A 26,974-nucleotide genomic window follows, 5' to 3' on the forward strand; every position below is an offset into this window, starting at 1 on the left:
GTGCTGAACGACCCGGCCGCCGACGTCGTTCTCGGCCAGCGCGTGCTGCGCGAACACGTCGCCTCGGTCTACGACACCTACAGCGCCTCGACGCTGACCCACCTGTGCTTCGTGGCGGTGTTCGGCGCCATCCTCTATGCGCAGCTGCACGACCCGCGGCTGCTGTTCTGGATGGCCGGCATGGTGCTGGCCGACGTCTACGTGTTCTTCACGCCGCGCTGGTACCCGGCGCGGCCGGCCGTCGAGAGCCCGTACTGGGCGCGCAAGATCTCGCGCCTGGTCACGCTGGTCAGCATGGTCACGGCCGTCGTGCCCTGGCTGGTCGTGCCGGCCGGCAACCTGCCGATGACCTCGCTGCTGATGGCGGTCATCGTCGGCAGCTGTGCGCGCGCCTCGCAGTCGCTGTGGCCGCTCAAGCCGGCGCTGTTCGGCTACACGCTGCCGATGTCGCTGGGCATGATCACCGCGCTGGCCTGGCAGGGCGACGGTCTGCACCTGTTCCTGGCCGCGGCCGGCGCGGCCTACCTGATGCTGACCCTGCACGCGGGCATTCGCCAGCACCGGCTCCTGACCGATTCGCTGATGCTGCGCTTCGAGAACGAGGCACTGGCCGCGCGCCTGGGCGAGCAGATCGCGGCCACCGAGCGGGCCAGCCTCGAGAAGACCCGCTTCCTCGGCACCGCCAGCCACGACCTGCGCCAGCCGCTGCATGCGATCGCGCTGTTCGGCGCGGCGCTCGAGAACGAACTGCGCAACCGTCCCGAGGGCCGCAACGCCGAGCGGCTGATGCGCGCGGTGAATGCGCTCGGCGCCTCGCTCGACACCATGCTCGACGTGTCGCGGCTCGATGCCGGCGTGGTCGTGCCCGAGGTGCAGGCGGTGCAGCTCGACGCGCTGTTCCTGCCGCTCAACCACACTTTCTCGGCGCGCGCCGAGCAGAAGTCGCTGCAGCTGCGCGTGCGCGCCAGCGGCCTGTGGGTGCGCAGCGATCCGCAGTTGCTGCACCGCATGCTGTCGAACCTGATGGACAACGCGCTCAAGTACACCGCCAGCGGCGGCGTGACGGTGATCGCGCGCGACCGCGGCGAGACGGTGTGGATCGAGGTGCGCGACACCGGCATCGGCATCGCGCCGGAGCAGTCGGGCCGGATCTTCGAGGAGTTCTACCAGGTCGACAACCCGGGCCGCGACCGCTCGCGCGGGCTGGGCATCGGGCTGTCGATCGTGCAGCGTCTCTCGCGCCTGCTCGGCCATCCGGTGCAGATGCATTCGCGCCTGGGCCGCGGCACGCACTTCCGGCTGGTGGTGCAGGCCGCGAACGCGCAGGCCGGCGCATTGGCCGGGCCCTTCTCGCCGCAAGCCGCGGCGACCGATGCCGGGGAGCAGCGCCACCGCGGCGCGGCGCGGCTGCCCGCGCGCGTGCTGCTGCTCGACGACGAGCAGGAGATCCGCGAGGCCATGACCGGCCTGCTGCGCTCGCACGCGGTCGAGGCGCGGGCCGTGGACGACGAGGCCGCGGCCGCGCGGGCGCTGGCACAGGCGCGCGGCGAGGGCCGTCCCTTCGAGCTGCTGCTGTGCGACTACCGGCTGGCCGATGGCGTCGACGGCCTCGACGTGGGCTTGCGCCTGAGCCGCAACGGCGGGCGTGCCACGCCGCTGCTGCTGATCACCGGCGAGACCTCGCCCGACCGGCTGCAGCGCGTGCGCGAGTCGCGCGTGCCGGTGCTGTTCAAGCCGGTGGTGGCCGACCGGTTGCTCGAGGCGATGAGCGAGGCGGTGCGCGCCGGCTGAAGCGGCGGGCCTTCAGTTGCCCAGCAGCGCCTGCGCGAACTCGCGCGCGTCGAAGGTCTCGAGGTCCTCGAGCTTCTCGCCCACGCCGATGAAGTAGACCGGGATCGGCCGCTCGCGCGCGATCGCGCACAGCACGCCGCCCTTGGCCGTGCCGTCGAGCTTGGTCACGACCAGCCCGGTCAGGCCCAGCGTCTCGTCGAAGGCCTTGACCTGCGCCAGCGCGTTCTGGCCGGTGTTGCCGTCGATCACCAGCAGCACCTCGTGCGGCGCGGTGGCGTCGGCCTTGGTGACCACGCGCTTGATCTTCTTGAGCTCGTCCATCAGGTGCAGCTGCGTCGGCAGCCGCCCGGCGGTGTCGACCAGCACCACGTCCTTGCCGCGCGCCTTGCCGGCGTTGACCGCGTCGAAGCTCACGGCGGAAGGGTCGCCACCTTCCTGGCTCACGATCTCCACCGTGTTGCGGTCGGCCCAGACCAGCAACTGCTCGCGCGCCGCGGCACGGAAGGTGTCGGCCGCGGCCAGCAGCACCGAGGCGCCTTCGTTGGCCAGGTGCTTGGTGAGCTTGCCGATGGAGGTGGTCTTGCCCGCGCCGTTCACGCCCGCGACCATGATCACGGTGGGCGTGTGGCGGCCGATCTCCAGCGGCTTCTCGAGCGGGCGCAGCAGGTCGGCGATGGCTTCGGCCAGCAGCCGCTTGACCTGCGACGCGTCGGTGGCCATCTGGCTCTTCACGCGGCGGCGCAGGTCGTCGAGCAGGTATTCGGTCGCCTTCACGCCGGCATCGGCCATCAGCAGCGCCGACTCGAGTTCTTCGTAGAGCGCGTCGTCGATCTGGGCATTGACGAACACCGCCTGGATGCCGGTGCCGGTCTTGCGCAGGCCGGTCTTGAGCTTGTCGAGCCAGCCTCGGCGTTCGGGCGCGGGCGGGGGGGCGATCTCGAGCACCGGTGCGGGCACGGGCGCGGGGGCCGGCGCGAGGATCGGGAGGTCGACGGCGGGCGGCGCCGCGACGGGGGCCGGGGAGGGGGCCGGCGCCACGGGTTGCACCGGGGGCGCGGCCACCGGCGCCGGCGGTGCGGCGGGCGGTTCCACCGGTGCGGGAGGCGGTGTTTCCTTCGCCGCCGGTTTCGCGCCGAACCAGCTCGAGGGCGAGAACACCGAGCGCGAGGGCGCGCTCTCCGCGGCGGGGGCAGGTTCGGCCGGCGGAGTCGCTGGCGCCTGCGGGGCCGGTGCTTCGGGCGTTTCCGCGGGTGGTTTTTTCTTGAAGAAACTGAACATCGGGCGCTTTTTAGAATCGGAGCCATTCTATGAAACACCCCTCGCCACGCCGCGCTGCGTCTGGTGCGGTGCTGGCCCTGGCGTTCGTGGCGCCCTGGGGCCTGCCCGCGCAGGCGCAACAGCCATCGCCCCCGGCCACCGCCGCCACCGCTTCGGCTCCAGGTCCCCAGCAGTTCACCCTCTCCAACGGCATGACCCTGATCGTGCAGCCCGACCGGCGCTCGCCGACCGCGGTGCAGATGGTCTGGGTGCGCGTGGGCTCGATCGACGAGGTCGACGGCACCTCGGGCGTGGCCCATGCGCTCGAGCACATGATGTTCAAGGGCACGAAGTCGATCAAGCCCGGCGAGTTCTCGCGCCGCGTGGCGGCGCTGGGCGGGCAGGAGAACGCCTTCACCACGCGCGACTACACCGGCTACTACCAGCAGATCCCGGTCGGCAGCCTCGAGCAGGTGATGAAGCTCGAATCCGACCGCTTCGCCAACAACCAGTGGCCCGACGACGAGTTCAAGCGCGAGATCGAGGTGGTCAAGGAAGAGCGCCGCATGCGCACCGAGGACCAGCCGCGCGCCCTGCTCGGCGAGCAGCAGAGCGCGGCCGTCTTCACCGCCTCGCCCTACCACCGGCCGGTGGTGGGCTGGATGAGCGACCTCGACGCGATGACGCCCGAGGACGTGCGCGAGTTCCACCGCCGCTGGTACGTGCCCGCCAATGCCGCGATCGTGATCGCCGGCGATGTCGACGTCGACAAGGTGCGCGCGCTGGCCGAGAAGTACTACGGCGGCATCCCCGCGCGCGCGGTGCCGGTGCGCAAGCCGCGCATCGAGCCGCCGCAGCGCGGCATCCGCCGCATCGAGTTCAAGGCGCCGGCCGAGCAGGCCTACGTCTCGCTGGCCTTCCGCATCCCGCAGCTCGAGAGCATCGATGCCGAGAGCGACGCCTGGGCGCTCGAGGTGCTGTCGGCCGTGCTCGACGGCTACACCGGCGCGCGGCTCGACCGCGCGCTCACGCAGGGACCCGAGCGCGTGGCCGATTCGGCCGGTGCCTATTCGGGGCTGATCGGGCGCGGCCCTCAGCTGTTCGGCCTGGCGGGCGTGCCCGCGGCCGGCAAGACCGCCGCCCAGGTCGAGGCCGCGCTGCGCGCGCAGGTCGCGCGCATCGCCAGGGAAGGCGTGGGCGAGGCCGAGCTCGCGCGCGTCAAGACGCAGTGGGTGGCGAGCGAGACCTACAAGCGCGATTCGGTGATGGCGCAGGCGCGCGAACTCGGCAGCAACTGGGTGCAGGGCCTGCCGCTCGATGCCGACCCGCGCATGATCGCGAAGCTGCAGGCCGTGACCGCCGCGCAGGTGCAGGCGGTGGCCGCCAGGTACTTCGGCGACGACCAGCTCACCGTGGCCACCCTGGTCCCGCTGCCGCCCGATGCGCGGCCCCGTGCCCGCGGCTTCGCCGCTCCCGCGGGAGAACTGCGTTGAACGCCGCCGCATCGCTCGAAGGCTCGATCCCCATGTCCCTCTTCCTTTCCAAGCCGGCCGCCGCCGGCCGCCTGCTGCGCACCGGCGTGCTGGCCATGCTCGGCTTCGCCGGCCTGGCCGCGCAGGCCGCGCTGCCGATCGAACACTGGACGCTGGCCAACGGCGCCAAGATCTACCTGGTGTCCTCGCAGGCGCTGCCGATCGTCGACGTCGAGGTCGACTTCGATGCCGGCAGCCGGCGCGATCCCGCCGACCAGGCCGGCCTCGCGAGCGTGAGCTCGACCATGGTCGAGAAGGGCGTGCGCGCCGGCCGCAACGGCGAGCCCGCGCTCGACCAGAACGCGCTGGGCGAGGCCTGGGCCGATCTGGGCGCCGAGTTCGACGTCAGCGCCAGCAACGACCGCACCAGCTACACCTTGCGCAGCCTCGCCGACCCCCAGCTGCTCGACAAGGCGGTGGCGCTGGCCGCGCGCGTGATCGGCGAACCCACCTTCCCCGACGACATCTGGCAGCGCGAACGCGAGCGCCTTTCCGCCTCGATCCGCGAGGGCAACACCAAGCCCGCGACGGTTGCGGCGCGCGCTTTCGCGACCGCGGTCTACGGCGGCCATCCCTATGGCCAGCAGACCACCGAGGCCACGCTCGCGCGCATCGACACCGCGGCCATGCGCCAGCGCTACCAGCAACTGATCGTGCCGTGCCGCGCCAAGCTCAGCATCGTGGGCGCGGTGACGCGCGCGCAGGCCGAAGGCATCGCCAATGCGATGCTGTCGCGGCTGCCCGGCCCCGAGGCCTGCACGCCGCTGCCCGCGATCGCACCGGTGCCGGCGCTGGCCGCGTCGAAGGAGCTGCGCATCCCCTTCGAGTCGGCGCAGACCCATGTCTACATCGGCCAGCCCGGCTATCCGCGCAAGGACCCCGACCACTTCGCGCTCAACCTCGGCAACTACATCCTCGGCGGCGGCGGCTTCGTCTCGCGCCTGACCGACGAGGTGCGCGAGAAGCGCGGCCTGACCTACAGCGTCTACAGCGGCTTCGCGCCGGGGCTCGACGCGGGCGCGTTCCGCGTCGGCTTCCAGACCCGGCCCGACCAGGCGGCCGAGGCGGTGAAGGTGGCGCGCGAGGTGCTCGCGAAGTTCGTCGCCGAAGGGCCCACGCAGAACGAGCTCAAGGCCGCGAAGGACAACCTGATCGGCGGCTTTCCGCTCCTGCTCGACAGCAACCGCAAGCTGATCGGCAACGTCGCCAACATCGCCTGGAACGACCTGCCGCTCGATTACCTCGACACCTGGACCGCGCGCATGAATGCCGTGACCGCCGCCGACATCAAGGCCGCGTTCGCACGCAAGCTGCAGCCCGACCGCATGGTGACGGTAGTGGTGGGCAGCGACCCGCAGGCCAGGCCGCAGGGCAAGTAGGCCTCCTCAGGCCAGCGCGTGCGGCCCCGTGCGCGAGGCGGCGCGCACGCAATCGCCGAGCCGTGCGAGCAGCCGCGGCGCCGCGCGCGCCTGCTGCCAGTACAGCGGCACCGGCAGCCGCGAGCCCGGCGCCAGCTCCACCAGCGAGCCGTCGCGCAAGGCCTGCGCCACCATGCTCAGCGGATGCATGCCCCAGCCCATGCCCGCGCGCGCCGCCTCGACGAAGGCCTGCGGCGAGGGCAGCCAGTGGCGCGGCGTCTCGACCTCGCGATGGCAGATGCGCCGCACCCAGCGCGCCTGCAGCGCGTCCTTGCGGTCGAACACCAGGCTCGGCGCCCGCGCCAGCGTGCGCGCGCCCACGCCCGTGGCGAAATGCGACTGCACGAAGGCCGGGCTGGCGGCCGCCACGTAGTGCATGGTGCCCAGCGCCTCGCTGTTGCAGCCGGCCACCGGCTGCGCGAGCGCGGTGACCGCCGCCAGCACCGCGCCGCTGCGCAGGCGCTCGGCCGTGTGGTCCTGGTCGTCGACCGTGAGGTCGAGCAGCGCGCCGTGCTGCTGCGAGAAGGCGGCCGCCGCGGCGACGAACCAGGTCGCGAGGCTGTCGGCATTGACCGCCACCCGCACCGTGACCCGTTCGCCGGCCTCGCCGGCGCCCAGCAACGGCAGCGCATCGCGTAGCTCGTGCTCGAGCATGCCCACGCGCTCGACATGCCGGCACAGCTGCAGCCCGGCCTCGGTCGCCACGCAGGGCTGGCCGCGCACCAGCAGCGCGCCGCCGATGCGTTCCTCGAGCAGCTTCACGCGCTGCGACACCGCCGAGGGCGTGACGTTGAGCGCGCGGGCCGCGCGCTCGAAGCTGCCTTCGCGCACCACGGTGGCCAGGGCGTTGAGGGCGGCGTAGTCGAGCATGGAAATGAAGCAAAACTGAATTGGATTAAGGAAGTTTAGTTTGAGTTAATTCCGGGACGGCGGCAAGCTCGCACCATGTCTGCCGAACTCGTCACCACCGCCTTCCTCAACGGGCTCTTCATGAGCCTGGTGCTCATCGTCGCCATCGGCGCGCAGAACGCCTACGTGCTGCGCCAGGGCTTGCGCCGCGAGCACGTGAGCGCGGTCGTGCTGTTCTGCGCCGTGAGCGACGCGGTGCTGATCTCGGCCGGCGTGGCCGGCATGGCGCAGGCGCTGCAGGGCCGGCCGATGCTGGCCACCGCGCTCGCCGGCTTCGGCGCGCTGTTCCTCGCCGGCTACGGGCTGCGCGCGCTGTGGCGCTCGCGCGCGGCCGGTGCGCTGCGCACGGTCACGCAGGGCGGTTCGCTGTCGCGCACCGCGGTGCTGGCCCAGGCCGCGGGCTTCACGCTGCTGAATCCGCACGTCTACCTCGACACCGTGCTGCTCGTGGGCAGCACCGGCGCGCAGTACGCGGGCTCGCTCAAGGGATGGTTCGTGGCCGGCTCGGCGCTCGCGAGCGCGCTGTGGTTCTCGGCCCTCGGCTATGGCGCGCGGCTCCTGGCACCGGTGTTCGCGCGGCCGCGCGCCTGGCAGATGCTCGACGCGCTGATCGGCGGCACGATGCTGGTGCTGGCGGCGCTGCTCGCGCGGCGCGCCATCGCGGGCTTCTGAGCCCCGGCGAGCGCGTTAAGCTCGCCGCATGCCCCGCAAGCCCGCCGCCGCGCCCTCGCGCACCCCAACGACTTCTTCCCCCGCGCGTCCGGCGCGCGCGCACGAGGTGCGCATCATCGGCGGCCAGTGGAAACGCACCCGCCTCGCCGTCGCCGACAAGCCCGGCCTGCGGCCCACGCCCGACCGCGTGCGCGAGACGCTGTTCAACTGGCTCGCGAGCCTGGCCGGCGCCGGTGGCGGCGAGTTGCCGGGCTGGCAGTGCCTCGATGCCTTCGCGGGCACCGGCGCGCTCGGCCTCGAGGCCGCGTCGCGCGGCGCGGCCGGCGTGCTGCTGTGCGAGCAGGACGCCGCACTGGTCGCGCAGATCCAGGCCGCCAAGACCAAACTCGCTGCCGAGGCGGTGCGCGTGGAGCGCGGCAACGGCGTCACGGCGCTCGAGCGCGCGCCGGCCGCGAGCCTCGACGTGGTCTTCCTCGACCCACCCTTCGACAGCACCACGCTCTACGAACCCGCGCTGCGCGCCGCCGCGCGCGCGGTACGCGCGGGCGGTGCCATCTATCTCGAGGCACCGCGCCGCTGGAGCGACGAGGAAGCGGCCGCGCTCGGCCTCGTCGTGTTCCGACACTTGAAGGCCGGCGCGGTGCATGCACACCTTTTGATGCATGCCGCACACGGCACTGCATAATCCGCCGACCCAAGCCGCATCGGCTGCATGAGGAGGTAGCAACCATGGCCAGCAACGTGATCGCGGTTTATCCCGGCACTTTCGACCCCATCACCCTCGGGCACGAGGACGTGGTGCGGCGTGCGACCCAACTGTTCTCGAAGGTGATCGTCGCCGTGGCGGCCGGTCACCACAAGAAGGCGCTCTTCACGCTGCAGGAACGCATCGAGATGGCGCGCGAAGCCGTCAAGCCCTACAGCGACCAGGTCTCGGTCGAGAGCTTCTCGGGCCTGCTGCGCGACTTCGTCGTGGCGCGCGGCGGCAAGGCCATGGTGCGTGGCCTGCGCGCCGTCACCGACTTCGACTACGAGTTCCAGCTCGCGGGCATGAACCGCTCGCTGATGCCCGACGTCGAGACCGTGTTCCTCACGCCCAGCGACAAGTACCAGTTCATTTCCAGCACCTTCGTGCGCGAGATCGCGATGCTCGGCGGCGAGGTGCACAAGTTCGTCTCGCCCAACGTCGAACAGCAGCTCGCGGCCAAGGTCCGAAGCCTCGGCAGAGAGTAGGCGCCGCCGATGAGCGGCGCCCCGGCGCCCCGTCTGCACCTGCTGGGCGACGCGGCGCTGCTGTGCGACCTGCCCGGTCCCGCCACGCTCGCGCAGCAGCAGAAGATCTGGGCGCTGGCGCGCGAGGCCGGCCGCTGGAGCGGCGTCGGCGAGGTGCTGCCGGGCATGAACAACCTCACGCTGACCTTCGATCCGACGTCGGTCGACCTCGAGGCGCTGAGCGCGCGCGTGCTCGAGGCCTGGCCGCGGCTCGAGGCCGGCGGCATCGAGGGCCGCGACATCGAGATTCCCGTCGCCTACGGCGGCGAGCACGGCCCCGACCTCGCGGACGTGGCGGCCCACACCGGCTTGTCGACCGCCGAGGTGGTGCGCCGCCATGCCGCGGCCGAGTACGTGGTCTACCTGCTGGGCTTCCTGCCGGGCTTCGCTTTTCTCGGCGGACTTCCCACTGCACTCGCGACGCCGCGCCGCGCCGTGCCGCGCACGGCCGTGCCCGCGGGTTCGGTCGGCATCGGCGGCGAGCAGACCGGGATCTATCCGCTGCGCTCGCCGGGCGGCTGGCATCTGATCGGGCGCACCGAGGTCGCGCTCTTCGATCCGCTGGCCGCATCGCCGACCCTGCTGCGGCCCGGCGACCGCGTGCGCTTCGTCGTCGAAAGCCTGCAGCCATGACGCTCCTGATCGAGAAGCCCGGCCCGCTGGCGTCGGTGCAGGACCTCGGGCGTCACGGCCATCGCCAGCTCGGCATCTGCCCGGGCGGCGCGCTCGACACGCTGGCGCTGTCCATCGTCAACCGGCTGGTGGGCAACGCCACCGGCGCGGCCGGGCTCGAGCTGACCCTGGGCGGCAGCGTGCTGCGCTTCGAGACCGACACGCGCATCGCGCTGGTGGGCGACGACTTCGGCGCCACGCTCGATGGCCAGCCGCTGTGGCCGTGCTGGAGCGTGCCGGTCGCGGCCGGACAGACGCTGCGGCTCGCTGGCGCAAACGCGAGCGCCAACGCGGGCGGCGGCAAGGCCGGCCTGCGCAGCTGGCTCGCGGTGGCGGGCGGCATCGACGTGCCGCCGGTGCTCGGCTCGCGCAGCACCGATCTCAAGGCCGGTTTCGGCGGCCACGAAGGCCGCGCGCTGCGCAAGGGCGACCGGCTGCCATTGGGCGAGTCGGCGCTGGCCGAGGCGCAGCGCGCGCGGCGCGCCTTCGGGGTGCGCGGTCCCGAGTGGGAACGCGATGCCGCGGCCGATGGCGCCATCGCCCTGCGCGTGCTGCCCGGCCCCGAGTTCGAACAGTTCACCGTCGCCTCGCGCGACCAGCTCTGGAGCGAGCGCTGGCGCATCACGCCGCAGAGCAACCGCATGGGCAGCCGGCTCGCGAGCGCCAACGGCGCCGAGCTGCGGCGCAAGCGCGCCACCGACATGCTGTCCTCGGGCGTGATCCCCGGCACGATCCAGGTGCCGCCCTCGGGCCAGCCGATCATCCTGATGGGCGATGCCCAGACCACCGGCGGCTATCCGCGCATCGGCGTGGTGATCCGCGCCGACCTCTGGAAGCTCGCGCAGGCGCCGCTCGACGGCAGCCTGCGGCTGGTGCCGGTCGATGCCGCCACCGCGCTTGAGGCCTGGGCCGCGCAGCAGCGCTACGTCGCGCAAGTGGCGCAAGGCCTCGCGGCGACGGGCTGGCCGACCCCGGCATAGACTGCGGTCTTTCCATCCGCCGCATCGCTCCAGGAGTCCTCCCAATGCACATCGACCTCAACGCGGACCTCGGCGAAGGCGCCGGCAGCGACGAAGCGCTGCTCGGGCTCGTGAGCTCGGCCAACATCGCCTGCGGCTGGCATGCGGGCGACGCGAAGACCATGCACCAGTGCGTGCGCTGGGCCGTCGCGCAGGGTGTCTCGATCGGGGCGCATCCCAGCTTTCCCGACCGCGAGAACTTCGGCCGCAGCACCATGCACCTGCCGCCCGACGAGATCGTCTCCAACGTGCTCTACCAGGTCGGCGCGCTCGCGGCCATCGTCAAGGCCGAGGGCGGCCGGCTCGCGCACGTGAAGGCGCACGGCCAGCTCTACAACCAGGCGGTGAAGGAGCCCGAACTCGCCGATGCGCTGTGCGAGGCCGTGCGCCGCTTCGATCCCGCGTTGAAGTTCTTCGGCCTCGCGGGCAGCGGCATGATCGACGCCGCGCGCCGCGCCGGCCTCGTGCCGGTGGAGGAAGTGTTCGCCGACCGCGGCTACATGCCCGACGGCAGCCTGGTACCGCGCAGCCAGCCCGGCGCGCTGATCGAGGACGACGCGCAGGCCATCGCCCAGACCCTGGCCTTCGTGCGCGAGCGCCACGTGAAGGCGATCGACGGCAGCATCGTGCCCGTCAATGCGCAGACCGTCTGCCTGCATGGCGACGGCGCGCATGCGCTGGCCTTCGCGCGCCGCATCCGCGAGCGGCTGCTGTCCGAAGGCATCGAGGTGCGCGCGGACTGAGGCGAGCGCTGCCTTCGCCGCTCAGGCGGGCAGCGCTTCCTCGCAGGCGGCCGCGCCAACCCAGCGCGGCCCGATCTCTTCGCAGTAGTCGGCCACCACGGTGCGCGTGAGCCGCGCCACCGCCTGGACCGCGGGCGCCGTGCCTTCGGCATGCGCGAGGCTGATCGCCATCGGCGGCAGCGCGGGGCCGTCGCGCACCTCGAGTTCGCCCGCGGCCAGTTCCTGGCGCACGAACACCGGCGGGATCGCGGCCACGCCGAAGCCGCCCTTGGTCAGCTGGATGATCGACTGCACCGACGGAAAGCTGCACACGCGCGGTTCCGCGGCGCGCCCGGCGAACAGCGCCTTCACGTGCGCGCGCGGGCCCGAGGTGCGCGAGAAGGTCAGGAGCGGCACCCGCTCGAGGTCTTCGAGCCGCAGGGTGCGCGCGTGCGGCAGCAGCGCCGGGCGCGCCACCCAGCGCATCGGGAAGCTGCACAGCGGCAGCAGCACCGACTCGCCGCTGCGCGCGAGCTCGGAGACGTCGTCGTTCTGGATCAGCAGGTCGAACTTGCGCTGCCGGAACTGCTCGCGCAGGTTGTGCGCCGTATCGACCGTGATGTCGGGCTCGACCGCGGGCAGTCGCTCGCTCAGCAGGTGGATCAGCGGCGTGAGCCAGGTGTGGACCACCGTCTCGATCACGCCGATGCGCACGCGCCCCGAGGGCGGCGCATCGGGCTGCACCGAGCGCTTGAGCTGCTTCTCTAGCGCGAGGATCTGCTCGGCCTGCGCCACCACCTGCTCGCCGATGCGCGTGAGCCGCAGCGAGCGCTGCGAACGGTCGACCAGCTGCACGCCGAGCTCTTCCTCCAGCGCCTCGATGCGCTTGGACACCGCGGCCTGGGTGGCGCAGAGCATCTGCGCCGTCTCTCGGAAGCTCTTGAGCCGGTCGAGCATGACCAGGGTCTCGAGGAATCGGGTGTTCATCTTCTGCATCTCCCTGAATCGAGCATCGTTGAACTTTTGTTATCGGATTGTTTAACAAAAACTCGTTCGACGCAGTCAATCGATCATGTTTTCATCAAGTTGTCGCACACGTAAGCGGTGCAACCCGCCCCCCGGCGGCGGCGCTGGCTCCGGCCGATCGCTGCAGAAGTCGTGCCAGTGGGTTCACTTTTTGTTTTCATTGCTGTCAGACACAGGCAGGGAGAGATCGAATGAAGGGATCGAAAGCGAAGCGGCGCCTGCGGATCGGCGCCACCCTTGGCGCCTGCGCGCTGGCGGTCGCCGGCTGCGGCGGCGGAGGCGGGGGTGGGGGCGTCGACCCCGCCGTGCTGGCGGCGATGGCCGCCGCCGCGGGCGCGCAGCCGCCCGCTCCACCGGCACCGCCGCCGCCTGCGCCGCCACCGGCCGTGCGGGCCAAGTGCGCGATGGACAGCACCGTGGCGGCTTCCTACGAGGAGCAACGCCTGCCCAACAAGCTCTCGGCCAGCGACGCGCTGAGCTTCTCGCAGCAACTGCTGCAGGCCAGCGGATTCGATCGCTTCGGCCCCGAGTTCGCCGCGAGGCTCTGCAGCGACGGCCTCGCGGGCGCCTCGAGCTATGACGAGGCGGTGGCGCTGCTGCATGCCGAGGGGCAAAAGCTCTGGCAGGCGGCGCTCGATCGCGTGCAGGGCCGGTCGGTCCAGGGCACGCTGCCGAAGAGCGACGACCGCATGCTCTACTGGGCGCGGCTGACGATGACGCTCGCGCTGCGCCAGTGGAAGCCCGAGTTCGCGCTGACGGACGAGCAGCGCGCCGGGCTGCAGAAAGAGTTCGAACGGGCGTCGCGCGGCCAGCTCTCGATCGACTTTCCCGAGGGCGCCGGTTCCAGGCGGGTCCTCGTCAGCGGCTTCGACCCGTTCACGCTCGGGGGCGCCGGCCAGAACGGCAACCCCAACATCCGCATCGGCAATCCCTCGGGCGCCACGATCCTGTCCCTCGACGGCAATACGGTGGCGCTGCCCGACGGCAGCACGGCCGTGATCCGGACCTTCATCCTGCCGGTCAACTACGGGCCGTTCATCGACGGCATGCAGGAGGACACGCTCGGACCCTGGTTCAAGTCCGGCCCGAAGCGCGTCGATGCCTCGATCAGCATGAGCCAGGGCGGCGGCGCCTTCCACCTCGAGCACTACAACGGCCGCTACCACTACGCGGCGTTCCCGGGCAACGACAACCTGAATCCGCCATGCAGCGAAGGAGGCGGCTTTCCCGCCGCGCTCGATTGCGACATCTCGCCGCCCGAGCGCTGGCTCGGCTTCGCGGCCAAGCCCTGGCGCCGCGATGCGCCGCCGCAGTTCACCCAGGCGAGCCTGCCGTTCCAGCAGATGATCGATGCCAGGACCGGCGAGGGCATCGTCAACCGCGACACCGGCGCGACCGGCGGCTGGAGCGTGGTGCGCCGCGACAGCTACGGCGTGATGGCCTGCACCCAGGCCGCGAGCGATACGAGCGCCGCCTACGATGCAGCGAAGGCCGCGGTCGACAAGGCCTTGGCCGACTACTTCGCCGGCTTCCAGACGCCGGGCGCCGACATGAATGCCCTGCTCCAGAAATACCTGGCCGCCAACGACGCATTCGGCAAGCTGACGCCACCCAGCCCGCTCGAAACCAATTGCGCCAGCGAGGGCGGCGGCGGAAACTACCTCTCCAACGCCAGCGCCTACCGCAACACCCTGATGCGCGACACCTTCGGCCTCGCCATCCCGGCCGGCCACATCCACACGCCGGTCATGACTTACTTCGGCACGGGCAGCGACGGCAAGATCACCGATGCCACCTTCGAGGGCTATCGCGATTCGATCGTGGCCCAGGCCCGCAATCTCGTGTTCGCGGTGGCCCGCAGCCTCGTGTCGCCGCCCGCCCCCTGACGTCCACGGAACATCGCCATGACATCCAAGCTTCTTCCGCTCGCCCTGGCCCTGCTGTTCGCGGGCGGTCCGGTCCTCGCTCAGCCCAGCGGCGGCTTCCATCTCTACCGCAGCACGATCAGCGGCAAGCAGGTCTGCTCGCAGAATCCGATCAGTCCCGACTGGGTGAAGCAGGGCGGCCCCTACAAGGACCAGGACTGCAAGGTCGAGGAAAAACCGGCGCCCGCGCGCACCGACCTGCCGGCCAGCCCGCTCGACCTGGCGCCCAAGCCGCAGCGCTAGCAGGACACGGCGCGCGTGCCTGCGGTACCCTTCGCGGTCCCGTCCCGCGCGCCGCCGCCATGCCATCGCCGAAAAAACCGCCGCCTTCGTCCGTGCTGCTGACCGGCTTCGAGCCCTTCGGCGGCGAGGCCATCAATCCTTCATGGGAAGCGGTGCGCGCGCTCGACGGCTGGACGCACGCCGGCGCGCTGGTGCATGCGCGCCAGATGCCCTGCGTCTTCGGCGCGGCCATCGAGTCGCTGGCCGAGGCAATGGACGAACTCGAGCCGCGGCTGGTGCTGTGCATCGGCCAGGCCGGCGGCCGCGCCGAGGTCACGCCCGAGCGCGTGGCGATCAACATCGACGACGGCCGCATCGCCGACAACGCGGGGCGGCAGCCGGTCGACGTGCCGGTGGTGCCAGAGGGCCCCGCGGCCTATTTCTCGACGCTGCCGATCAAGGCCATGGTGCGCGACCTGCGCGCCGCGGGCGTGCCGGCCTCGGTGTCGAACACGGCCGGCACCTTCGTGTGCAACCACCTCTTCTATGGGCTGATGCACGAGCTCGCACGCCGCGCGAAGCCGGGCGTGCGCGGCGGCTTCATCCACATCCCCTACCTGCCCGAGCAGGCGGCGAACTTTCCGGGCGCGCCGAGCATGGCGCTCGCGACCTTGGTCGAAGCGCTGCGCATCGCGGTGCGCACCGCGCTCGAGGTCGAGCGCGACATCGCCGAGACCGGCGGCCAGCTGCACTGACCCCGGCGTTCAGGCGGCGAAGAGTTTCGCCAGCCAGCCGTTGAGCGCGTCGTTGACCAGGGCCGGCTTCTCCATCGTCAGCATGTGGCCGCACTGCGGCACCCAGACCACTTCCGCCTGCGGCAGCAGCGCCGCCAGTTCGCGCGTGCATTCCGGCGGCGCGAGGCGGTCGTCGTCGCCGCACATCAGCAGCACGGGCGCGCGCAGCGACCCGAGGTGCGTGCGCGCATCGGGCCGGGCCATCACGGCGCGGTTCTGGCGCGTGAGCTGTTCGGCGCCGGCGCCCAGCACCATGTCGAGGTAGCGCTGCACCAGCACCGGGTCGGCGGCCTGGGCCGGGTGGAAGGCGAAGAACACGTTGGGCTCGATCACCTCGCGCAGCTCGCCGCGCGCGAAGTACTCGATCGCGCCTTCGCGCAGCGCGCGCATGTCGGGCGTCTCGGGCCGCGCGCTGGTGCCCAGCAGCGCCAGGCCCGCGATGCGCCCGGGCGCCTGGCGCGCGGCCTCCATCGCGACCATGCCGCCCATCGAGGCGCCGCACAGCACCAGCGGGCCGGGGTTCTCGGCCAGCACGGCCGCGGCCATGCCCTCGATCGTGGCGTGGCGCAGCTGGACGTCGCTCACGCGCGGCGAGAGCGAGGAGGGGAGGGCGGGGAGCTGGGCGTCCCACAGGCGTGCATCGCACGCGAGGCCGGGAAGAAGTACGAGGGTGGCAGGCATGCCGCGATTCTGCGCGAGGACCCGATGTCGGCGCATCGACATAGGCTTCCTGGCCAGCAGCCAGACGCGCCGGGGCTCGACATACTCGCGCCGCCACCCCTTCTCCTTTTCCTTTCGACTGCCATGAACCTGGTTCAACGCGTGCAGGACATCCTGCTCAAGCCCAAGGCCACCTGGCCGGTGATCGACGCCGAGCCCGAGGACGCCGCCTCGCTCTACAAGAACTACCTGATGATCCTCGCGCTGATCCCGGCCGTGGCCGGCTTCATTGGCCTGTCGGTGATCGGCATGGGCGCCTTCGGCGTCAGCTTCCGCGTGCCGCTGCTCGCGGGGCTGGTCAACATGGTGGTGGGCTACGTGCTGTCGCTCGTGGTGGTGTTCGTGGTCGGCCTCATCGTCGATGCGCTCGCGCCCACCTTCGACGGCGTGCAGAGCCCGGTCGCCGCGCTCAAGCTCGCGGTCTATGCCTCCACCGCCTCGCTGGTCGGCGGCGTCTTCAGCCTGCTGCCCTCGCTGTCGGTGCTGGGCGCGCTGTGCGGCCTCTACGGCATCTACCTGATCTACCTCGGCCTGCCGGTGCTGATGAAGTGCCCGGCCGACCGCGCGCTGCCCTACACCGCGGTGGTGGTGGTCTGCGCGATCGTCGGCGGCTTCACGATCGCCTGGGTGCTCTCGCTGCTCACGCCCTCGCCGGCGCTGCGACTGGGCGCACTGCCGCTGGCCTTGGCCTGAAAGCGCACCCTGCGCGGGTGCCGGTGGTGGGACAATGGCGGTCGATGCCCACGCCCAAACCCGACACCACCACCGACATCATCCTCATCCGCCACGGCGAGACCGCCTGGAACCGCGAGCTGCGTTTCCAGGGCCACGCCGACGTGCCGCTCAACGACATGGGCCACGAGCAGGCGCGCCGCATCGGGCTGCGGCTGGCGCAGGAAACCGCGGTGCGGCACGTGATCAGCAGCGACCTGCTGCGCGCGCAGCAGACGGCGGCACCGGGCGCCTCGCAGCTTTCGCTGCCGATCGCCACCACGGCCTCGCTGCGCGAGCAGTTCTTCGGCATCGCCGAAGGCATGCGTTCCGAGGAGATCCAGTCCCTGCATCCGCGTGCCTGGGAAGAGTGGCTGGAGTTCCGCGAGGACCACGCCATGCCCGAGGGCGAGACGCCGCGCGAGTTCCATGCGCGCATCGTCGCGGCGCTCGGCACCATCGCCGGCGCGCACCGCGGGCAGCACCTGATCGTGGTCACGCACGGCGGCGTGCTCGACATGGTGTGGCGCACCGCGCACGGCCTGAGCCTCAGCGGCCCGCGCCGCAGCGAGATTCCCAACGCCGGCTTCAACCGCATCCGCATCGCCGATCCCGCGGCGCCCGAGGCGATCGAGATCGTCGAGTGGGCCGACACGCGGCACCTGGCCGACCTGCCGCCGCAGCCGACCTACGACCAGACGCGGCACCTCCAGCGCAAGGACTGAAACGGCTCAGCCGCAACTGCCCGCCTTCGGCGTGCGCAGCAGCGGCCGGCCCGCGCCGACGCCCGTCGGCTGGCCCTGGTCCACCGCGAGCTGGCCGTTCACCAGCACCGTGCGCACGCCCTCCGACAGCAGCGTCGGCTGCGTGTAGGTGGCACGCGCGGCGAAGCGCGCGGGATCGAACACCACCACGTCGGCGTAGTAGCCGGGCCGCAGGTGGCCGCGTTGCACCAGCCCCAGCGTGTCGGCCGTGAGCGAGGAACTGCTGCGGACGAACTGCGCGAGCGAGATCGCGTGTTCCTTCACCACGTACTGCTCGTACTTGCGCGCGAAGGTGCCGTAGGCGCGCGGATGGCCCTGCGAGGAATCCGACGAGGTCATGACCCAGGGCTGCTTCATGAAGGCGCGCACGTCGTCGTCGCTCTGGTTGAACGAGGCGATCATCAGGTCGCCGTCGCGCAGCACCGCGATGGCGGCGTCGACCGGGTCGGCGTTCGTGTCCTTCGCGACCTGCGCGAGCGTCTTGCCCACGTACTTCGTGCTGCCGGCCGAGAACAGGATCGCGTCGGGCCCGCCGCGCAGCCGAAGGTTCTCGCGCATGCCGCCGCGCAGCCGCTCCTGCACCGCGGCGTCGTCGAAGCGCTGCAGCAGCGCGGCGCGGCCGCCATCGATGGCCCAGGGCGGGATCAGCGCGGCCGAGAAGCGCGTGCTCGAGGCGGTCCACGGGTAGTGGTCGGCCGTGATGTCCAGGCCTTTCGCGCGCTCGCGTTCGATGCGCTCGATGATGTCGCCGCTCTGGCCCTGCACGTCGACGCCCAGCGCCTTGATGTGCGCCACGTGCACCGGCAGCTTGGCCTCGTGGCCGATGCGGATCACCTCGTCGATCGAGCCCTTGAGCCCGATGTTGTACATGGACTCGTCGCGGATGTGGCTGTCGTAGAGCCCGCCGTGGCGCGCCGCCACCTTCGCGAGCGCGATCACCTCCTCGGTCTTCGAGAAGTTCTGCGGCGGATAGAAGAGCCCGGTCGACAGGCCCAGCGCGCCCTCGCACATGGCCTGGCTCACGTGGCGGCCCATGGCCTCGAGCTGCTCGGGCGTGGGCTGGCGGTTGGCCTCGCCGAGCTGGCTGGTGCGCACCGGTCCGAAGCCGACGTACATCGCGACGTTGGTGCCCACCGGCACGGCGCGCAGCTTTTGAGCCTGGGCCGCGATGTCCCAGCCGCCGAAGCCGTCGTTGCCGATCACGGCGGTGGTCACGCCCTGGGTCAGGAACGGGATGTTGAGGCGCTTGCGCGCATCGTTCGAATGCAGGTCGGTGTCGGCATGCGTGTGGGCGTCGATGAAGCCCGGCGCCACCACCATGCCGGTGGCGTCGATGGTGCGCTTCGCCTTGAACTGCGCGGGCATCGCGCGGCCCGCGAACACGATGCGGTCGCCCGCGATGCCGACGTCGCCGACCACGGGCCGGTCATCGTCGCCGGTGTAGACGGTGCCGCCTCGCAGCAGCAGGTCGAGCTCGATCGGGGCGTCGGCCGGCTGGGCGTGGAGCGAGGGTGCGAGGAAGGCGAGCGCGGCCAGGGCGATGAGCGAGGTCTTCATGGGGCGATGTGGGCACGGGTGGAAACGCCGGCCAGTGTGGAGTCGCCCCGCGCATGCCGCCAATTCCTTTTGCGGCACGCCCCATGTCCTGAACTCATGAGCGCGCGGCGATCTCCGGCAGGCCCAGTTGGCGGTAGACCTCGGCCGTCTGCCGGCGCAGCCGCAGCGATTCGGGCTGGCCGTTGACCTGCTGCTGCAGGATGCCCTGCGCGCCGGTCAGCGTGGCCTCGGTGCCGCTGCGCACCAGCGCGTCGAGGTAGACCTGCTCGAACAGGTCGCGCTGCGCATGGCTGCCGCCGATCTCGATCATGCGCGGCAGCGCGGTGCCGAGGCCGTCGATCGCCGCGGCCAGGTCGCCGCGCGCATGGGCGCGCAGGCCGTGCGCGGCCGGCACGCACACCCGCAGCCAGGCCGCCCGCGTCGAGGCCGGCGCATGCGGCGCGAAGGCCTCGATGTTGGCCAGCAGCGTGTCGGCCTCGGGCCGGCCCGCGCGCGCCAGGCCGTAGAGGTACTGCAGGTCGAGAAAGGGCAGCACGTGGTCGGCCTGGCGCTGCAGCAGGTGCGTCGCCACGTCGTTCCAGCGATCGCCGACGTCGACGCCCGCGAGCTCGAGCCGCGCGAGCAGCGAGACGGCGCCGATCTGGTCCTGCGAATACTCCTTGACCACGCCCCAGGCATGGCGGTCGTAGACCGCGAGCGCTTCGTCGCCGCGGCCCAGGTCGATGAGGAACAGCGCCACGTGCCACCAGTTGTGCGTGACCATGAAGGAGTTGAGGCCGACCCAGGTGTCGCTCACGCTCTCCATGAAGGCCAGGCCCTCGGCGAGGCGGCCCTCGGTGAGCATGACGTGCGCGAGCGCATGGTGGGCCCAGGGCTCCTTGCGGCACAGGGCGATCGCATGGCGCGCGCTGGCCTCGGCCTCGCGCATCAGGTGGCACTGTTCGTAGCCGAAGGCGGTCATGCCGTGCACGTAGGGCACGTCGGCCGCATGCGGCAGCACCGCGAGCGCGAGCCGCAGCATGCCGGGGCAGTCGCCGGTGTTGAAGCAGTGGTACTGGCCGAGCTTGAGCGACACCAGGTCGCGCGGATGCTCGCGCGTCTGTTCGGCATGCAGCGCAATGGCGCGCGCGATGTCGCCGTCGGCCCAGGCCTCGATGGCGGCGATGTAGCGCTGCTCGCGCGGCGTGGCGCGCGCGGCCTGCTGGCGTGCCCTGGCGAGGAAGGGACGCGCATTGGCCACGGCCTCGCGCGATTCGGCGAACAGGTGCAGCGTGGCGCCGTAGGCCTGCACGATGGGGCTCGCGTCGTGCTCGGTGGCGGCGAGCAGGTTGACCGCGCGGGCCTCGCTCGAGATGAAGCCCATGACGAAGTCGTCGACCAGCGGCAGGCTGGCGGCGTCGTCGAGGGTGAGGGGATTGCCGAGGCTGTCGGCGTGGCGGACGGTGTTCGACGTGGGGCTGGCGGAAGGCATGGCGCATCGTGCCATGCCCCCGCGGCGGCTTCAACGCGCCGTCTTCAGACGCCGGCCTGCTGGTGCCGGTACTCCTGGGTCTTGCCGCCGTAGCCGTAGGCCGCGCCGCGCGCGTCGATCACGTGGATGTACGAGACCTCGTGCAGGTTCGGCCGCAGCCTGGCCATGGCCGCATGGACCTCGCGCAGGTAGCGCGCCTTCTCGGCCTTGGTGTTGGTCTCGTCGGTGATGCTGATGTCGAGGTGGAAGGCCGACTTCCCGAGCGCGGCCAGCGACTGGCCGCCGATGAACCAGGCCTCGGCGTCGATGTACTGCACGGTGATGGCGATCACCGGCAGCTGCTTGCCGAGCACGCTCTGCGTGAGCTCGGCGACGGCGTCGACGGTCTGGCGCGTGAGGTCGGCATCGGGTTGGCCGGAGAGGTGGACGACGATGTGGGGCATGGCGGACTCCTTGGAAGGTTTGGGTGGTCGATGGGGTGATTGTGGGCAGCGCCTCGTCATCGGAAAAGCGGGAAGATATGATGAAAACCATCGGAATATCGGATGGGTGAGCCATGCAGGGATTCGATCTGGAACAGCTGCGAACGCTGGTGGCGGTGGTCGACGCGGGCAGCCTCACGGCCGCGGCACCGCGGGTCTTCCTCTCGCAGTCCTCGGTCAGCGAGCAGATGCGCAAGCTCGAGGAGCGCGCGGGCCAGTCGCTGCTCACGCGCAGCAAGGCCGGGGTGTCGCCGACCGAGGCCGGCGCGCGGCTGCTGGTCCATGCGCGGCGCATTCTGGCGCTCAGCGACGAGGCCTTCCGCGACCTGCATGGCGAGACGCTGGCGGGCGAGCTGCGGCTCGCGGTCACCGACTACTTCCGCCCGGGCGACCTGACGCAATTGCTGTCGCGGCTCGCGCAGGGCCATCCGCGCGTGCGGCTGCACGTGAGCATCCTCAAGAGCGACGAGCTGCGCGCGGCCTATGCGCGCGGCGATTTCGACGTGGCGCTGGCGATGCACATCGCGGGCGTGTCGACGCCGCCGCCGGGCAGTCCGGCGGTGCTGCGGCGCGAATCGCTGGCCTGGCTGGGCGCGGCCGGCATGCGGGTGGTGCGCGGCGAGCCGGTGCGGCTGCTGGTGCTGCCCGACACCTGCTCGCTGCACCAGTTCACGGTGGCGTTGCTGCGGCGCCGGCACGTGCCCTACGTGCTCGCGCACGTGGCCTCGGGCGTGGCGGGGCTGCAGTCGGCATTGGCGGCGGGGCTCGGGGTGGCCTGTCTCAACGAGTCGGCGATCGGCGAGGGGGTGGCGCGGCTCGCGGCGCCGCATGGATTGCCGGCGTTGCCGCGCGTGGCTTTCCAGTTCCTGCCGGGGCGCAAGGGGGAGACGGAATTCGTGGCGCGGGTGCGGGAGATGCTGGCTGTGCAGCTGGGGTGAGTTCCTTGCTGGCGCCCCGTGCACGAGGGGCGCTGCGTTGCGCGGCGGGTGCTACCGCCGCGCTCGGAGGAGGCTCGTCGTCAACCCCAGGACAGGGCCGACAGGTCGTTCACGAAGATCGGGTTTTCCTTCCAGATGCCCTTGACGTTCTTCTTCGCCACGGTCGGGAACTGCGGCTGGTAGAGGAAGCCGTTGGCCGCGTCGGTGGCCAGCATCTTCTGCGCGTCGCCCAGCAGCTTGTTGCGCTCGGCGGTGTTGGCGGTGGTCTTGATCTTGTCGAACAGCGTGTCGAAGGCCTTCGACTGGTAGCCCCAGTAGTAGTCCGACTTGGCGTAGTTGCCGAGGTCGAAGGGCTCGACGTGCGAGACGATCGACAGGTCGTAGTCCTTGTTGCCGTAGGTGCCGCTGAGCCATTGCGCCCACTCGACGTTCTGCACCTTCGCCACGATGCCGATCTTGGCGAGCTGGGCCACGATCACCTCGCCGCCCTGGCGCGCGTACGGCGGCGGGGGCAGGGTCAGCTTGAGCTCGAGCGGGGTCTTCACGCCGGCCTCGGCCAGCAGCTTCTTGGCCTTCTCGATGTCGAAAGGGTTGATGCCGGTGGTGTCGACATAGCCGGCCGCGCCGGGCACGTAGTGGCTGCCGATCGGCACGCCGAAGCCGTCGGCCGCGCCTTCGATGACGGCCTTGCGGTCGATGGCCGCGAGGATCGCGCGACGCACGCGCACGTCGTCGAGCGGCTTCTTGCGGTTGTTGATCGACAGGATGGTCTTGGCACGCGAGCCGGCCAGGATGGTCTGGAACTGCGGGTTGGCCTTGAACTGCGGCACCACGCGCGTGCCGATGCGCGGGAACATGTCGACGTCGCCCGAGAGCATGGCCGCGGCCTGGGCCGCGGTGTCGGAGATGAAGCGGAAGGTCGCCTTGTTGATCTTCGCGTTGCCGGGGTTGCGGAAGCCGTCCCACTTGCTCAGCGTGATCGAGGAACCCTTGACCCAGTTGTCGAGCTTGTAGGGGCCGGTGCCCACCGGCTTGGTGGCGTTGCCGTCGGCGCTCTTGGGCTCGACGATCACCGCGGTGGCCTGGCCCAGCACGAAGGGCAGGTCGGGGTCGATCTCCTTGTTGATCACGACCACCGTGTAGTCGTCGGTCGCCTGCGTGCTGAGGTTGGCGAAGGTGCGCTTGTCCTTGTTCGTGCTCTTGTCCGAACCCGCGCGATCGAACGAGAACTTGACCGTGGCCGCGTTGAAGGGCTCGCCGTTCTGGAACTTCACGCCGCGGCGCAGCTTGAAGGTGTAGGTCTTGAGGTCGGGCGAGACTTCCCAGCTCTCGGCCAGGAGCGGCGTGACGCTGCCGTCGGCGTTGATCTTGGTCAGCGTCTCGAGGATGTTGTACTGCACCACCTCGGCGATCGCGGCCGCGGCGCCCGCGGTCGGATCGAGGCCCGGCGGCTCGAGCGCCATGCCGATCACGATGGCGTCCTTCCGTCCCTGGGCCAGGCCGGCCAGCGGTGTGGCCAGGGCCACGGTGGCGCCAGCGGTGGTGAGGAGGGTGCGACGGTTCAACATACGTGGTGATCTCCGGAAAAACGTCTGGAAAGGCAAAGGGCTGCGCCCAGGGGCAGGGCGCCCCGAATCAAGGCGCGATGCCGCGAAAGACCAGCAGCGCAGCAGGAAAGATGCCACGCCGTGCAGCCAAAAGCATTCTCGCGCAGCGCGCTCGCCGCCGATGCCGCGGCGCGGCGCTTTTTCCTCGGGAGGTTCCCGGATGCGGGGCGCTGCGAAAGGTCAGCGGCCACTCACGCCCAGGACATCGCGGCGATGTCGTTGGCGAAGATCGGCGCGTCCTTCCACAGGCCGCGCAGCCCGCGCGCGGCGATGGTGATGAGCTGCGGCTGGTAGAGGAACACGTTGGCCGAGTCCTCGGCCAGGATGCGCTGCGCCTCGCCCAGCAGGCGCAGGCGGTCGGCCTCGCGCGGCGCGTTGCGCGCCTTCTCGAACACCTCGTTGAACTTCGCCGACTGGTAGCCCCAGTAGTACTCGGGTCGCGTGTAGTTCACGAGGTCGAAGGGCTCGACATGCAGGATCACCGACAGGTCGTAGTTCTTGTTGCCATAGGTGCCGCTGATCCACTGCGCCCACTCCACGTTCTGGATCTTCGCGACGATGCCGACCTGCGCGAGCTGCGCGGCGATCAGCTCGCCGCCCTGGCGCGCATAGGGCGGGGGCGGCAACACCAGGTCGAGCTGCAGCGGCAGCTTCACGCCGGCCTCGGCCAGCAGGCGCTTGGCTTTCGCGGGGTCGTAGGGATTGATGCCGGTGGTGTCGATGTAGCCGGGCGCGGTCGGCACGTAGTGGCTGCCGATCGGGATGCCGCGGCCGTCAACGGCCGCGTCGATCACCGCCTTGCGGTCGATCGCGGCCGCGATCGCGCGGCGCACGCGCACGTCGTCGAGCGGCTTGCGCTTGTTGTTGATCGCGAGGATGGACTTGCCGCGCGAGGCGTTGAACAGGATCTGGAAGCGCTTGTCGTTCTGGAACTGCGAGAGGCTGCGCGAGACCGAGGCATGCGGGAACAGGTCGATGTCGTTCGACAGCAGCGCGGTGGTCTGCGCGGCCGGCTCCGAGACGAAGCGGAAGCTCGCGCGACGGATCTGCACTGCGTCGGCATGGCGGTAGCCGTCCCACTTCGCGAGCACGATCGACGAGCCCTTGGCCCAGTTCTCGAGCCGGTAGGGGCCGGTGCCCACGGGCCTGGTGGCATTGCCCTCGGCCGACTTGGGCTCGACCACGATCGCCGAGGCCTGGCCGAGCTGGAACAGCAGGTCGGTCTCGATCTCCTTGGCGATCAGCACCACCGTGTTCGCGTCGAGCGCCTGGGTCGTGAAGTTGGCGAAGAAGCGCTTGTCCTTGTTGGTGCTGTTGGCGGCCGAGGCGCGGTCGAACGAGAACTTGACCGTGTTCGCGTCGAAGGCCTCGCCGTTCTGGAACTTCACGCCGCGCCTGAGCCTGAAGGTGTAGGTGCGCAGGTCGGGCGAGACCTCCCAGCTCTCGGCCAGGAGCGGCGTGACGCTGCCGTCTGAGTTGATCTTGGTCAGCGTCTCGAAGACGTTGTAGAGCACCACCTCGGCGATCTCGGCGCCGGCCTTGGCCGTGGGATCGAGGCCCGTGGGTTCGAGCGTGAGGCCGAGCACCAGCGTGTCCTTGCGGCGCGCCTGCGCGAGGGCGCCGGTCGGCAGCACGAGGGGCGCGAGCGCGGCGGCGCCGGTGGCGAGGAGGGTGCGTCTGTGAAGCATGGGCGGGCGGTCCTTTGAGCGGTGACAGGGGGCATGCGCCCTCCGGGCGCGCCGCATCATCCGCGAGGAGAGGCCCGTCATGCAACCAGATGCTTATGCCCTGGTTGCATGACGGGCGCGCTCAGTGCCCCGGTGCCTGCAGCACCGCGCCGAGCAGCGTGCGCGTGTACGGGTGCTGCGCGTTGGCGAAGAGCTCCTGCGGCGTGCCGCGCTCGACGATCTGCCCCTTGAAGACCACGCACACTTCGTCGCACAGGTGGTTGACGACGGCCAGGTCATGGCTGATGAGCAGGTAGCTGATGCCGAACTGCTGCTGCAGGTCCTGCATGAGGTTGAGCACCTGGGCCTGCACGGAGACGTCCAGGGCGCTCACGGGCTCGTCGGCGACGATGAGCTTGGGGCGGGTGATCAGGGCGCGTGCGATCGCGATGCGCTGGCGCTGGCCGCCCGAGAACTCGTGCGGGTACTTGTCGAGGTCGGTGGGGCGCAGGCCCACGGCGGCCAGGGATTCGGCGGCGCGCTCGCGCTGCTCCTTCTTCGAGACCTGGGCCAGTGCCTCCAGAGGCTCGGCCACGATGCGCGCGACCGTCTGGCGCGGGTCGAGGGAGCCGTAGGGGTCCTGGAAGACCATCTGGAAGTCGCGCCGGGCCGTGCGAAGTTCGTCTCTTGAGAGGGCATGCAACTCGCGCCCTTCGAGCTTCACGCTGCCCGAGGTGGGCTTGTCCAGGGCCATCACGAGCCGTGCGATGGTCGACTTGCCCGACCCGGACTCCCCGACGATCCCCACGCTGCGCCCGGCCTGCACCTCGAAGCTCACGCCATTGAGGGCCTTGACGGTGGGCGGCGGGCCCAGCAGCTTCTCGCGCGGCAGCGCGTAGTGGCGAACCAGGTCGGTGACTTGCAGCAGCGGTGTCTTCATTGGCGTCATGCCACGGCCTCCGCTTCGATCTCTGCAATCTCTCCAAGCCGGATGCAGCGCACCGCATGGTCATCGGGCAGCATCACCGCGGGTGGCCGCGTCGACTGGCAGGCATCGACCGTGTAGCTGCAGCGCCCCGCGAACGGACAGCCAGGAGGCAGGTCCACGAGCTCGGGCACGCTGCCGCGAATCGTCGCCAGCCGCTGCCCCTTCGGCGCCCCGATCACCGGCCGCGCCGCGAACAGCCCCTTGGTGTAAGGATGGGCCCGGTTCGCGAAGAGCGCGCGCGTCGGCCCGCTCTCCACCACGCTGCCGCCGTACATCACGAGCATGCGCTGCACGCTGTTGGCGATCACGCCCAGGTCGTGCGAGATCAGGATCAGCGCCATGCCCATCTCGGCCACCAGGTTCTGGATCAGGTCGAGCACCTGCTTCTGGATCGTCACGTCCAGTGCGGTGGTGGGCTCGTCGGCGATCAAGAGGTCGGGCCCGCAGGCCAGCGCCATGGCGATGCCGATGCGCTGGCGCTGGCCGCCCGAGAACTGGTGCGGATAGGCATCCAGGCGCGAGGCCGCGTCGGGAATGCCCACGCGCTGTAGCAGGTTCAGCGCCTCGGCGCGGGCCTGCTTGGCGGTGAGGCCTCGGTGCAGCCGCAGCGGCTCGCCGACCTGGCGCGCGATGGTGTGGACCGGGTTCAGGGCCGTCATCGGCTCCTGGAAGATCATGCCGATGCGGTTGCCGCGGATCTGGCACAAGGCGGACTCGGGCTGCCCGATGAGCTCCTGGCCGTCCAGGCGGATGCTGCCGGTGACCTTGGCGGTGGCGGGCAAGAGGCCCATGAGGGACATGACCGTGATGGACTTGCCGCAGCCCGACTCGCCCACGA

At 70.9% G+C, this 26,974-nt stretch carries 26 protein-coding genes; 15 read left to right on the forward strand and 11 right to left on the reverse strand.

The window, feature by feature from the left end; genetic code table 11:
• A complete protein-coding gene (locus ACODT0_RS19815; protein WP_413762397.1) occupies nucleotides 1-1,791 on the forward strand; it encodes an ATP-binding response regulator in 1,791 nt (596 codons plus the stop codon).
• Nucleotides 1,792-1,803: 12 nt separating this feature from the next.
• Here ACODT0_RS19815 and ftsY read toward each other — a convergent pair whose 3' ends face one another.
• Nucleotides 1,804-3,069 carry a signal recognition particle-docking protein FtsY gene (gene ftsY / locus ACODT0_RS19820; protein WP_261213505.1) on the reverse strand — a complete coding sequence of 422 codons (1,266 nt, stop codon included), beginning with the start codon at nucleotides 3,067-3,069 and terminating at the stop codon, nucleotides 1,804-1,806.
• Nucleotides 3,070-3,098: 29 nt separating this feature from the next.
• On the opposite strand from ftsY, the gene ACODT0_RS19825 reads away from it, so the two are divergent.
• Complete coding sequence (locus ACODT0_RS19825) at nucleotides 3,099-4,541, forward strand: M16 family metallopeptidase (protein ID WP_057596075.1); 1,443 nt, start codon at nucleotides 3,099-3,101, stop codon at nucleotides 4,539-4,541.
• Between the two features lie 95 nt (nucleotides 4,542-4,636).
• Complete coding sequence (locus ACODT0_RS19830; protein WP_413764616.1) at nucleotides 4,637-5,959, forward strand: M16 family metallopeptidase; 1,323 nt, start codon at nucleotides 4,637-4,639, stop codon at nucleotides 5,957-5,959.
• Between the two features lie 6 nt (nucleotides 5,960-5,965).
• Here ACODT0_RS19830 and ACODT0_RS19835 read toward each other — a convergent pair whose 3' ends face one another.
• On the reverse strand, nucleotides 5,966-6,868 hold the full coding sequence (locus ACODT0_RS19835) for a LysR family transcriptional regulator ArgP (protein ID WP_489042100.1): 903 nt from the start codon (nucleotides 6,866-6,868) through the stop codon (nucleotides 5,966-5,968).
• 75 nt (nucleotides 6,869-6,943) lie between these two features.
• Here ACODT0_RS19835 and ACODT0_RS19840 point away from each other — a divergent pair, with 75 nt between their 5' ends.
• The 6 genes from ACODT0_RS19840 to pxpA are packed head-to-tail and all read left to right on the forward strand — an operon-like array spanning nucleotide 6,944 to nucleotide 11,285.
• Nucleotides 6,944-7,579 carry a LysE/ArgO family amino acid transporter gene (locus ACODT0_RS19840; protein WP_296739729.1) on the forward strand — a complete coding sequence of 212 codons (636 nt, stop codon included), beginning with the start codon at nucleotides 6,944-6,946 and terminating at the stop codon, nucleotides 7,577-7,579.
• A 28-nt stretch (nucleotides 7,580-7,607) separates the two neighbouring features.
• Nucleotides 7,608-8,264, forward strand: a complete 657-nt coding sequence (locus tag ACODT0_RS19845) for an RsmD family RNA methyltransferase (RefSeq protein ID WP_479670782.1) — start codon at nucleotides 7,608-7,610, stop codon at nucleotides 8,262-8,264.
• A 44-nt stretch (nucleotides 8,265-8,308) separates the two neighbouring features.
• Complete coding sequence (coaD, locus tag ACODT0_RS19850) at nucleotides 8,309-8,812, forward strand: pantetheine-phosphate adenylyltransferase (protein WP_057596071.1); 504 nt, start codon at nucleotides 8,309-8,311, stop codon at nucleotides 8,810-8,812.
• 9 nt (nucleotides 8,813-8,821) lie between these two features.
• Nucleotides 8,822-9,484, forward strand: coding sequence for a 5-oxoprolinase subunit PxpB (pxpB, locus tag ACODT0_RS19855; protein WP_261213512.1), 663 nt, complete (start codon nucleotides 8,822-8,824; stop codon nucleotides 9,482-9,484).
• Nucleotides 9,481-10,503 (forward strand): 5-oxoprolinase subunit C family protein, encoded by a 1,023-nt coding sequence (locus ACODT0_RS19860; protein ID WP_489042102.1) that lies wholly within the window; start codon nucleotides 9,481-9,483, stop codon nucleotides 10,501-10,503. Before pxpB ends, ACODT0_RS19860 begins: the two co-directional genes overlap by 4 nt.
• Before the next feature lie 44 nt (nucleotides 10,504-10,547).
• Complete coding sequence (gene pxpA, locus ACODT0_RS19865; RefSeq protein WP_261213516.1) at nucleotides 10,548-11,285, forward strand: 5-oxoprolinase subunit PxpA; 738 nt, start codon at nucleotides 10,548-10,550, stop codon at nucleotides 11,283-11,285.
• Nucleotides 11,286-11,306: 21 nt separating this feature from the next.
• Here pxpA and ACODT0_RS19870 read toward each other — a convergent pair whose 3' ends face one another.
• Complete coding sequence (locus ACODT0_RS19870; protein ID WP_057596078.1) at nucleotides 11,307-12,251, reverse strand: LysR family transcriptional regulator; 945 nt, start codon at nucleotides 12,249-12,251, stop codon at nucleotides 11,307-11,309.
• Nucleotides 12,252-12,481: 230 nt separating this feature from the next.
• Between ACODT0_RS19870 and ACODT0_RS19875 the strand changes: the two genes are divergently transcribed.
• Genes ACODT0_RS19875 through pcp form a run of 3 tightly spaced genes read left to right on the forward strand, consistent with a single transcriptional unit; the run spans nucleotide 12,482 to nucleotide 15,192 of the window.
• Nucleotides 12,482-14,176: a hypothetical protein gene (locus tag ACODT0_RS19875; RefSeq protein WP_489042104.1), complete on the forward strand. Its 1,695-nt coding sequence runs from the start codon at nucleotides 12,482-12,484 to the stop codon at nucleotides 14,174-14,176.
• 18 nt (nucleotides 14,177-14,194) lie between these two features.
• Nucleotides 14,195-14,458: a hypothetical protein gene (locus ACODT0_RS19880; RefSeq protein WP_489042105.1), complete on the forward strand. Its 264-nt coding sequence runs from the start codon at nucleotides 14,195-14,197 to the stop codon at nucleotides 14,456-14,458.
• A 59-nt stretch (nucleotides 14,459-14,517) separates the two neighbouring features.
• A complete protein-coding gene (gene pcp / locus ACODT0_RS19885) occupies nucleotides 14,518-15,192 on the forward strand; it encodes a pyroglutamyl-peptidase I (RefSeq protein ID WP_489042106.1) in 675 nt (224 codons plus the stop codon).
• Between the two features lie 9 nt (nucleotides 15,193-15,201).
• On the opposite strand, the gene ACODT0_RS19890 is transcribed toward pcp, so the two are convergent.
• The gene (locus ACODT0_RS19890; RefSeq protein WP_261213524.1) at nucleotides 15,202-15,912 is read right to left on the reverse strand and encodes an alpha/beta fold hydrolase; all 711 of its coding nucleotides are present in this window, start codon (nucleotides 15,910-15,912) and stop codon (nucleotides 15,202-15,204) included.
• A 123-nt stretch (nucleotides 15,913-16,035) separates the two neighbouring features.
• On the opposite strand from ACODT0_RS19890, the gene ACODT0_RS19895 reads away from it, so the two are divergent.
• On the forward strand, nucleotides 16,036-16,644 hold the full coding sequence (locus ACODT0_RS19895) for a Yip1 family protein (RefSeq protein WP_413762403.1): 609 nt from the start codon (nucleotides 16,036-16,038) through the stop codon (nucleotides 16,642-16,644).
• 44 nt (nucleotides 16,645-16,688) lie between these two features.
• Nucleotides 16,689-17,387: a histidine phosphatase family protein gene (locus tag ACODT0_RS19900; protein WP_057596064.1), complete on the forward strand. Its 699-nt coding sequence runs from the start codon at nucleotides 16,689-16,691 to the stop codon at nucleotides 17,385-17,387.
• A 6-nt stretch (nucleotides 17,388-17,393) separates the two neighbouring features.
• Here ACODT0_RS19900 and ACODT0_RS19905 read toward each other — a convergent pair whose 3' ends face one another.
• From ACODT0_RS19905 to ACODT0_RS19915, 3 genes are all read right to left on the reverse strand, one after another.
• Complete coding sequence (locus ACODT0_RS19905) at nucleotides 17,394-18,983, reverse strand: N-acyl-D-amino-acid deacylase family protein (RefSeq protein ID WP_489042108.1); 1,590 nt, start codon at nucleotides 18,981-18,983, stop codon at nucleotides 17,394-17,396.
• A 94-nt stretch (nucleotides 18,984-19,077) separates the two neighbouring features.
• Nucleotides 19,078-20,454, reverse strand: coding sequence for a tetratricopeptide repeat protein (locus tag ACODT0_RS19910; RefSeq protein ID WP_489042110.1), 1,377 nt, complete (start codon nucleotides 20,452-20,454; stop codon nucleotides 19,078-19,080).
• Between the two features lie 44 nt (nucleotides 20,455-20,498).
• Complete coding sequence (locus ACODT0_RS19915) at nucleotides 20,499-20,897, reverse strand: tautomerase family protein (protein WP_296741303.1); 399 nt, start codon at nucleotides 20,895-20,897, stop codon at nucleotides 20,499-20,501.
• 113 nt (nucleotides 20,898-21,010) lie between these two features.
• Between ACODT0_RS19915 and ACODT0_RS19920 the strand changes: the two genes are divergently transcribed.
• Nucleotides 21,011-21,874 carry a LysR substrate-binding domain-containing protein gene (locus ACODT0_RS19920; RefSeq protein WP_296741306.1) on the forward strand — a complete coding sequence of 288 codons (864 nt, stop codon included), beginning with the start codon at nucleotides 21,011-21,013 and terminating at the stop codon, nucleotides 21,872-21,874.
• Nucleotides 21,875-21,954: 80 nt separating this feature from the next.
• On the opposite strand, the gene ACODT0_RS19925 is transcribed toward ACODT0_RS19920, so the two are convergent.
• The 4 genes from ACODT0_RS19925 to ACODT0_RS19940 form a co-directional block, all read right to left on the reverse strand.
• Nucleotides 21,955-23,442, reverse strand: coding sequence for an ABC transporter substrate-binding protein (locus ACODT0_RS19925; RefSeq protein WP_208509941.1), 1,488 nt, complete (start codon nucleotides 23,440-23,442; stop codon nucleotides 21,955-21,957).
• A 230-nt stretch (nucleotides 23,443-23,672) separates the two neighbouring features.
• Nucleotides 23,673-25,169 (reverse strand): ABC transporter substrate-binding protein, encoded by a 1,497-nt coding sequence (locus tag ACODT0_RS19930; protein ID WP_489042111.1) that lies wholly within the window; start codon nucleotides 25,167-25,169, stop codon nucleotides 23,673-23,675.
• 121 nt (nucleotides 25,170-25,290) lie between these two features.
• The gene (locus ACODT0_RS19935; protein WP_489042114.1) at nucleotides 25,291-26,088 is read right to left on the reverse strand and encodes an ATP-binding cassette domain-containing protein; all 798 of its coding nucleotides are present in this window, start codon (nucleotides 26,086-26,088) and stop codon (nucleotides 25,291-25,293) included.
• Nucleotides 26,089-26,093: 5 nt separating this feature from the next.
• Nucleotides 26,094-26,974, reverse strand: an 881-nt coding sequence (locus ACODT0_RS19940) for an ABC transporter ATP-binding protein (RefSeq protein ID WP_489042112.1), incomplete at its 5' end; no start/stop codon positions are given.

This window comes from Variovorax sp. FG153 (assembly GCF_057809595.1).

Coding starts and splice junctions, on each gene's coding strand:
- ACODT0_RS19880 (WP_489042105.1), top strand. CDS start 14,195: ATGACATCCAAGCTTCTTCCGCTCGCCCTGGCCCTGCTGTTCGCGGGC.
- ACODT0_RS19895 (WP_413762403.1), top strand. CDS start 16,036: ATGAACCTGGTTCAACGCGTGCAGGACATCCTGCTCAAGCCCAAGGCC.
- ACODT0_RS19840 (WP_296739729.1), top strand. CDS start 6,944: ATGTCTGCCGAACTCGTCACCACCGCCTTCCTCAACGGGCTCTTCATG.
- pxpA (WP_261213516.1), top strand. CDS start 10,548: ATGCACATCGACCTCAACGCGGACCTCGGCGAAGGCGCCGGCAGCGAC.
- ACODT0_RS19915 (WP_296741303.1), bottom strand. CDS start 20,897: ATGCCCCACATCGTCGTCCACCTCTCCGGCCAACCCGATGCCGACCTC.
- ACODT0_RS19890 (WP_261213524.1), bottom strand. CDS start 15,912: ATGCCTGCCACCCTCGTACTTCTTCCCGGCCTCGCGTGCGATGCACGC.
- pcp (WP_489042106.1), top strand. CDS start 14,518: ATGCCATCGCCGAAAAAACCGCCGCCTTCGTCCGTGCTGCTGACCGGC.
- ACODT0_RS19835 (WP_489042100.1), bottom strand. CDS start 6,868: ATGCTCGACTACGCCGCCCTCAACGCCCTGGCCACCGTGGTGCGCGAA.
- ACODT0_RS19830 (WP_413764616.1), top strand. CDS start 4,637: ATGCTCGGCTTCGCCGGCCTGGCCGCGCAGGCCGCGCTGCCGATCGAA.
- ACODT0_RS19925 (WP_208509941.1), bottom strand. CDS start 23,442: ATGTTGAACCGTCGCACCCTCCTCACCACCGCTGGCGCCACCGTGGCC.
- ACODT0_RS19845 (WP_479670782.1), top strand. CDS start 7,608: ATGCCCCGCAAGCCCGCCGCCGCGCCCTCGCGCACCCCAACGACTTCT.
- ACODT0_RS19905 (WP_489042108.1), bottom strand. CDS start 18,983: ATGAAGACCTCGCTCATCGCCCTGGCCGCGCTCGCCTTCCTCGCACCC.
- ACODT0_RS19875 (WP_489042104.1), top strand. CDS start 12,482: ATGAAGGGATCGAAAGCGAAGCGGCGCCTGCGGATCGGCGCCACCCTT.
- ACODT0_RS19825 (WP_057596075.1), top strand. CDS start 3,099: ATGAAACACCCCTCGCCACGCCGCGCTGCGTCTGGTGCGGTGCTGGCC.
- ACODT0_RS19910 (WP_489042110.1), bottom strand. CDS start 20,454: ATGCCTTCCGCCAGCCCCACGTCGAACACCGTCCGCCACGCCGACAGC.
- pxpB (WP_261213512.1), top strand. CDS start 8,822: ATGAGCGGCGCCCCGGCGCCCCGTCTGCACCTGCTGGGCGACGCGGCG.
- ACODT0_RS19935 (WP_489042114.1), bottom strand. CDS start 26,088: ATGAAGACACCGCTGCTGCAAGTCACCGACCTGGTTCGCCACTACGCG.
- ACODT0_RS19920 (WP_296741306.1), top strand. CDS start 21,011: ATGCAGGGATTCGATCTGGAACAGCTGCGAACGCTGGTGGCGGTGGTC.
- ftsY (WP_261213505.1), bottom strand. CDS start 3,069: ATGTTCAGTTTCTTCAAGAAAAAACCACCCGCGGAAACGCCCGAAGCA.
- ACODT0_RS19900 (WP_057596064.1), top strand. CDS start 16,689: ATGCCCACGCCCAAACCCGACACCACCACCGACATCATCCTCATCCGC.
- ACODT0_RS19860 (WP_489042102.1), top strand. CDS start 9,481: ATGACGCTCCTGATCGAGAAGCCCGGCCCGCTGGCGTCGGTGCAGGAC.
- ACODT0_RS19870 (WP_057596078.1), bottom strand. CDS start 12,251: ATGAACACCCGATTCCTCGAGACCCTGGTCATGCTCGACCGGCTCAAG.
- ACODT0_RS19930 (WP_489042111.1), bottom strand. CDS start 25,169: ATGCTTCACAGACGCACCCTCCTCGCCACCGGCGCCGCCGCGCTCGCG.
- coaD (WP_057596071.1), top strand. CDS start 8,309: ATGGCCAGCAACGTGATCGCGGTTTATCCCGGCACTTTCGACCCCATC.